This window comes from Frankia sp. CeCAU1 (genome assembly GCF_977971845.1).
Map to the genome: position 1 here is coordinate 85,751 of NZ_CDWWXA010000003.1, position 5,583 is coordinate 91,333.

Here is a 5,583-nt window from a genome sequence, read left to right on the forward strand (position 1 = left end):
TCAAGACCTTTTTGCCGTCGCATCGGGTGGTGAGATTCACCACCACCAGGTTGTCGTCGAGCTTCTTCTCGACCATGCCACGCACGGACACCGTCGCGCCGGCGCCGTCGTCGGGCACGATCACCGGGGAGGAGAACTTCACCCCGAACTCGACCACGGCGCCCGGGTCCCCGAGCCAGTCCGTGACCAACCGCGCGGCCGTTGCCATGGTCAGCATGCCGTGCGCCAGCACTCCCGGCAGGCCGGCCTCGGCGGCCGCCCGATCGCTCCAGTGAATGGGGTTGAAGTCGCCGGATGCACCGGCATACCGGACAAGATCATCCCGACGCAACGGGAAAAGTCGCTCCGGCAGCTCGGTGCCGACCTCGACGTCGTCGTAGCTCACCGTGGCGGTCATCGTTCTCCAGATCGTGAGGACGCCCGGGGTCGCCCGGAACGTGCGCAACGCGCGGTCACCGGAGCCGAGCGGGGCCGGCGGGACTCCGACAACCCTGTCGGCAAAGGTGTCATTGGCGCCTCGGCGGAGCCGTCCCGCGCGAGACCAGCCCACACACGCCGGTGGCGACCTGCTCTCCGTAGATCGTGGCGAACTGGTAGTTGACGACGAGCACCTCGTTGGTCCCCACGGACCGGATGCCGGTCAGGGTCGAGGTGCAGATCAGCTCGTCGCCGGCCACCACCGGCCGAAGCAGCATGAAACGTTCCTCGCCGTGGACGACCAGGGAGAAGTCGAGGCCGAGCTCCGGATCGTCGGTGGGCACCCCGAGGGTTCCGGGGATCACTGTGATGAGGAACGTGGGTGGAGCCACGAGATCGGGATAACCAGCGGCCTTCGCGGCCTCCAGATCGTGGTACAGCGGGTTGTCGTCCCCGATCGCTTCGGCGAACCTCCGGATGTGCTCGCGCCCGACCTGGAACGGGGCGGGGGAAACCGAGCTTCGTCCCACGAAGTCCTGATTGAGCGGCATCGCAACTCCGATCGCGCCATCAGCGGGATGACCAGGGTGTCTCTACGTGGTTACCACATCGCCCGCCATCGGTCGATAATCTGGGCTGGCATGCCAGGAAGCCGGCCAAGGACTTCCCTGACCGGCTACCGGTGCGGAACGTAGATACGTGCACGGAGGATTCAGCGACCCCGCCCGTCCAGGTGGGGACGGGCGCCCGGACGCGCCGATGGGCAGCCGCCGGAGCAACGTCAGCGCGTCTCGCGGTGCTCCGTGTGCTTGCCGCAGTGCGGGCAGAACTTCTTCAGTTCGAGGCGGTCCGGGTCGTTGCGACGGTTCTTGCGCGTGATGTAGTTCCGGTGCTTACACACCTGACACGCCATCGTGATCTTCGGGCGTACATCAGTGGCGGCCACGGCGTGATGCCTCTTCCTAAGTCGGTTGCTGAACAGGTCAGGCGGCGCGGCGAACCGCGATCCCGCACGGGCTCCGCGGTAGGCCGCACACTGCTGGTAGCGGTGGCCGGACTTGAACCGGCGACACAGCGATTATGAGCCGCTTGCTCTGCCAGACTGAGCTACACCGCTAGGATGGTCCACCTGCTTGCGGCGGCCCGGCCAACATCTTACCCCGCGGGAGGACCGGCGGACATCCCCCCCGGACACGAACCCACCCGAAGGCGGAACGTGGAGCCCCTTTACGGAATCGAACCGTAGACCTTCTCCTTACCATGGAGACGCTCTGCCGACTGAGCTAAAGGGGCGAGGTCGCGGAGCTCAGGTTACACGACGACAGGCGGGGTTGGGTGACCCCCTCACCCACTTCGTCCCCGAACCCGCCGGTCCCCCCGGCGACCGGTCCTCCCGGCGACCGGCGTGAGGGCCCCCGCAGGCCCCGTCGGCGCTACGCCGGCCGAAAACGACCCCCCTGCCCTGACCGCCAGGTCCACCCCATGACACGCCAGTACGCCCGACCCTCACTCCGTTCCATCGAAACATGCGGAGATTGCCGACGGGAACAACTATCCGTAGCGACCTACCTGGACGCCACTCACACTGATAGCTGTAAGTAATCTCTTCGATGCTTAGCGTGTGGAGCACCCGTTGGTGCGCCGCTGCCGGCGTGGCCAACCGCCTGGCGAGCCTCCCCAGCATCGCCTCCCGAGCATCGAGGGTTGCCCATGCGTCCTACGCACCGTTCCAGCCGGTATCCGACGACACGCGAGGTCCGGCCCGGTCCCACCGCCGGCGACACCGTGCCTACGACCACCACCCTGCCGACCACCACCCCCACGTCTGGCCGTCCGGATGAAGAAGGCCACGGCCCTCCTCCGGGGTCGACGCGGCGGCGGGTCGACACCCGCCCGTCCCTGCTGCCAATCCCCCTCCCCCGGCGGGTGACGAGCATCGCGGCGCTGGCCATCACCGCGGGGGCGTTGACCGCGACCACCGGAGTCGCCCAGGGCGCGGTGCCGTCCCCGACCTGGCCACGGGGGATCGACGTGGCCTCCTGGCAGCATCCCGGCGGCGGCCCCATCAACTGGACCGCAGCGCGCGGCTCCGGCCTGAGCTTTGCGATCATTAAGGCCACCGAAGGACCGAACTACACCAATCCGTACTTTGCCGCGGACCGGGACGCGGCCGCCAAAGCCGGTCTGGTGGTCGGGGCCTATCACTACGCGCGGCCGGCGCGGCCGATCTCGACCGCGGTGGACCAGGCACAGCGCTTCATCACGGTGAGCGGGCTGACCCGCGCCGCCGGGCAGCTGGCCCCCGTACTTGACCTCGAGGACGACGGAGGACTCGATCCCGCCGAGCTGGCCGCCTGGACGCGGGCGTTCCTCGAGAAGATCGAGACCGAGACCGGCCGGGCGCCCATCCTCTACACGTACCGCTCGTTCTGGACCAAGAAGCTGGCGGACAACCACAGCTTCGCCCGGTATCCGTTCTGGTTCGCCATCTACAACAACAAGGCGACCCCGGGCTGGCTGCCCGGCGGCTGGACCAAGTGGGCGCTGTGGCAGTACACCTCGGGTGGAAATGTCCCGGGGATCATGGGCAATGTCGATCTGAACGTACTGTGCTGCACGCTGACCGCGCTCGCCGCGCAGGCCGACGGCACCCGCAGCGAGATCGAGAAATGGTACGCGACCGCCGGGCTGACCCGTCTGGCCGTTGGGACGCCCGTCGACAGCGAACTGCCCGCCGGCGGTGGCGGTCGCTGGCAGCGTTACTCCAACGGCCTGGCCTTCTGGTCCGTGACGACCGGCGTACAGGCCCTGCACGGATCCATCGCGACGAAGTTCCTGGAGCTGGGCGGAACGAACAGCTTCCTGCGCCGGCCGGTGAGCGGTGTCGAGTACGCCACGGCCCCGGAGACGCTTCAGGCGAAGTTCCAGGGTGGCTGGATCTACTGGCACCCGGCCATCGGCGCGCACGAGGTCCACGGCCGCATCCTGCGGACCTATCTGGGCCTCGGTGGCACGACGTCGAGCCTCGGGCTTCCGATCACCGACGAGTACTCGGTCCCGGGCGGACGGGAGAGCACCTTTCAGTTCGGCAAGCTCCGCTGGAGCGCGGCGACGAACGCGGTCACGACACTGCCGGCCGGCAAGAACGGCACCGGCAAGAACGGCACCGGCAAGAGTGGCGTGGGTGTGGCGGGTGGCGCCGGCACCGCTCCCTGATCGTGTCCCGGGCCGGAGAGAACCGCCTCCGGCCCGACGGACACAACGATGGGTGACGGCGGCCTACCGTGGGTATCGCACCTACGCGGCGGAGAGGTGGTCGTATGACTACCGAACAACGACGGACCGCACCATGCGGGCAGAGCGATCCGCCGCGAGTACGACCGGGGAGGATGAGATGGCAGGAACACGGGTGGCACGCCCGCTGAACGGATGGCTCACCTTCGCCGCCGTCATCATGTTCATCGTCGGCTTCCACAACCTGATCTACGGCATTGCGTCCCTGCGCGACTACACCGTCGTGGTGAACAACCTCAACGGCGGGACCAGCGTGATCTACGCCGACACCACCTTCTGGGGCTGGTTGTGGATCGTGGTCGGCGTCGTCGAGATACTGATCGCCTTCGGCATCGCGGCCCGTAACGAGGCCGCCCGCTGGGGAGGTGTCGCAATCGCGACGATCAACGCCATCGGGCAGCTGGCGTTCCTTGCAGCGTTCCCGGTCTGGTCCGTCGTCATCATCGCGATCGACGTAGTCGTCATCTACGTACTGTGCACCTACGATGCTCCTCGGGCCAGAGCCGGGTACGAGGAGCCGTATCCGAGCGACCAGGCCGGGGTCTCCGCCGGGCGTGAGGCCGGAGTCGGTCGCCTCACCGAGACCGGTGGCACCCGGGTGATCTCCGGGGGCGGCGCCCGGCGCGAAGAGGGTCCGCGGCCGCCCACCACCGGCTGAACGGCGGCTCGCGGTCAGGCGGTCAGCTCGCGGTTAGGGTGCCGGATCGGCCAGCCCCGCCCGCCAGGTGGCGCACCGCAGGGCGTAGTCGGTGAGATGACGGTCGGCGAAGACGCGGGCGTCCCAGTTCTCCGGCATCGCCTCGGCGAGATCACGCCAAAGGTAGGCCATGGCGGGTAGCCCGTCGGTCAGGACCAGCGGACGGGCCTCGTAGGCCTCGCCTTCGAAGGCGTCGAGGATCGCCCGTTCCCGTGCGGCAAGCCCCAGGAGGACGAGGCCGGCGGTGGCCCGATCCGGCCCGTCCGCCTCGGCCGTGGGCACGAGGCCCGGATAGAGCCGACCACGCAGCCGGGCGGCCCGCCAGCCGGTGACCGTGGCGGGCCCCACCTCGGGTACGCGTCCGATGAGCGCCCGCACGACCTCGGGGAACAGCAGCGTCCCGTAGACGAACAGCGGGACCGCGCGCTCCGCATCAGCCGATGACATGAGGCAACGGTAGTGCCCCGGCCGTGGCGGCCCACGGGTGACCGTCCACGGCCGGCATCCGGCTGGGAACCGGTCCTAGAGTGAGCAGACGTGAACGACAACGCGGCGCTGGCCGCCCAGGTTCGGACTGCTTCCCAGCTGACCGGGACATTCCTGCTCCGGTCGGGCCGGACAAGCACCGAGTACTTCGACAAGTACCTCTTCGAAGCCGACCCGGCGCTGCTCGCCGCGGTGGTGGCCGGGCTCACCGAACTGGTGCCGCCCGGCGCGGAGATCCTCGCCGGACTCGAACTCGGCGGAGTGCCCCTCGTGACTCTGCTCTCCCAGCGCACCGGCCTGCCCGCCCGGTTCGTCCGGAAGAAGGCCAAAGAATACGGCACCCGACGCATCGCGGAGGGCGGCGACGTCACCGGACGCCACGTCGCCCTCGTCGAGGACGTGGTCACCTCCGGTGGTGCCGTGCTCGACGCGACCCGGGTACTGCGGGATGCCGGAGCGGTCGTGGAACACGTGCTCTGTGTGATCGACCGGCAGGAGGGCGGCCGGGAGAGACTCGCCGAGCTCGGTCTGACGTTGCACCCCGTCCTGACCCGGGCGGACCTGGAGGCCGCAGCCGCGGACACCTGACCGCCCGGCGACGAGGACCATCCGCGGCCGCACATTCACAGGCCCGGAGCGATGCTCCGGGCCTGTGAATCCGAGCCTGTGTAGAAGCATGATCCCCGGGA

The 5,583-nt window shown here is 68.8% G+C and carries 7 protein-coding genes and 2 tRNA genes; 3 read left to right on the forward strand and 6 right to left on the reverse strand.

What is annotated here, in order from left to right; all coding sequences use genetic code 11:
• From AC08OO_RS01460 to AC08OO_RS01480, 5 genes are all read right to left on the reverse strand, one after another.
• Positions 1 to 397 (reverse strand): MaoC family dehydratase (locus AC08OO_RS01460; protein ID WP_476618159.1); only part of this gene is annotated, 397 nt, incomplete at its 3' end.
• Between the two features lie 109 nt (positions 398 to 506).
• Complete coding sequence (locus tag AC08OO_RS01465) at positions 507 to 968, reverse strand: FAS1-like dehydratase domain-containing protein (protein ID WP_476605930.1); 462 nt, start codon at positions 966 to 968, stop codon at positions 507 to 509.
• A 230-nt stretch (positions 969 to 1,198) separates the two neighbouring features.
• Complete coding sequence (gene rpmG / locus AC08OO_RS01470) at positions 1,199 to 1,363, reverse strand: 50S ribosomal protein L33 (protein ID WP_476608863.1); 165 nt, start codon at positions 1,361 to 1,363, stop codon at positions 1,199 to 1,201.
• Between the two features lie 94 nt (positions 1,364 to 1,457).
• A tRNA-Met gene (locus AC08OO_RS01475) sits at positions 1,458 to 1,534 on the reverse strand.
• Positions 1,535 to 1,634: 100 nt separating this feature from the next.
• Positions 1,635 to 1,710: transfer RNA gene (locus tag AC08OO_RS01480), tRNA-Thr, on the reverse strand.
• A gap of 417 nt (positions 1,711 to 2,127) precedes the next feature.
• On the opposite strand from AC08OO_RS01480, the gene AC08OO_RS01485 reads away from it, so the two are divergent.
• Together AC08OO_RS01485 and AC08OO_RS01490 are read left to right on the forward strand one after the other, a co-directional pair.
• A complete protein-coding gene (locus AC08OO_RS01485) occupies positions 2,128 to 3,633 on the forward strand; it encodes a GH25 family lysozyme (protein ID WP_476611701.1) in 1,506 nt (501 codons plus the stop codon).
• Between the two features lie 193 nt (positions 3,634 to 3,826).
• On the forward strand, positions 3,827 to 4,369 hold the full coding sequence (locus tag AC08OO_RS01490) for a DUF7144 family membrane protein (protein WP_476611700.1): 543 nt from the start codon (positions 3,827 to 3,829) through the stop codon (positions 4,367 to 4,369).
• Between the two features lie 33 nt (positions 4,370 to 4,402).
• Here the strand turns inward: AC08OO_RS01490 and AC08OO_RS01495 are convergent, their stop codons facing one another.
• A complete protein-coding gene (locus AC08OO_RS01495; protein ID WP_476611699.1) occupies positions 4,403 to 4,855 on the reverse strand; it encodes a gamma-glutamylcyclotransferase family protein in 453 nt (150 codons plus the stop codon).
• A 90-nt stretch (positions 4,856 to 4,945) separates the two neighbouring features.
• Between AC08OO_RS01495 and pyrE the strand changes: the two genes are divergently transcribed.
• On the forward strand, positions 4,946 to 5,482 hold the full coding sequence (pyrE, locus tag AC08OO_RS01500; protein WP_011435019.1) for an orotate phosphoribosyltransferase: 537 nt from the start codon (positions 4,946 to 4,948) through the stop codon (positions 5,480 to 5,482).
• The last annotated feature ends 101 nt before the right edge of the window (positions 5,483 to 5,583 follow it).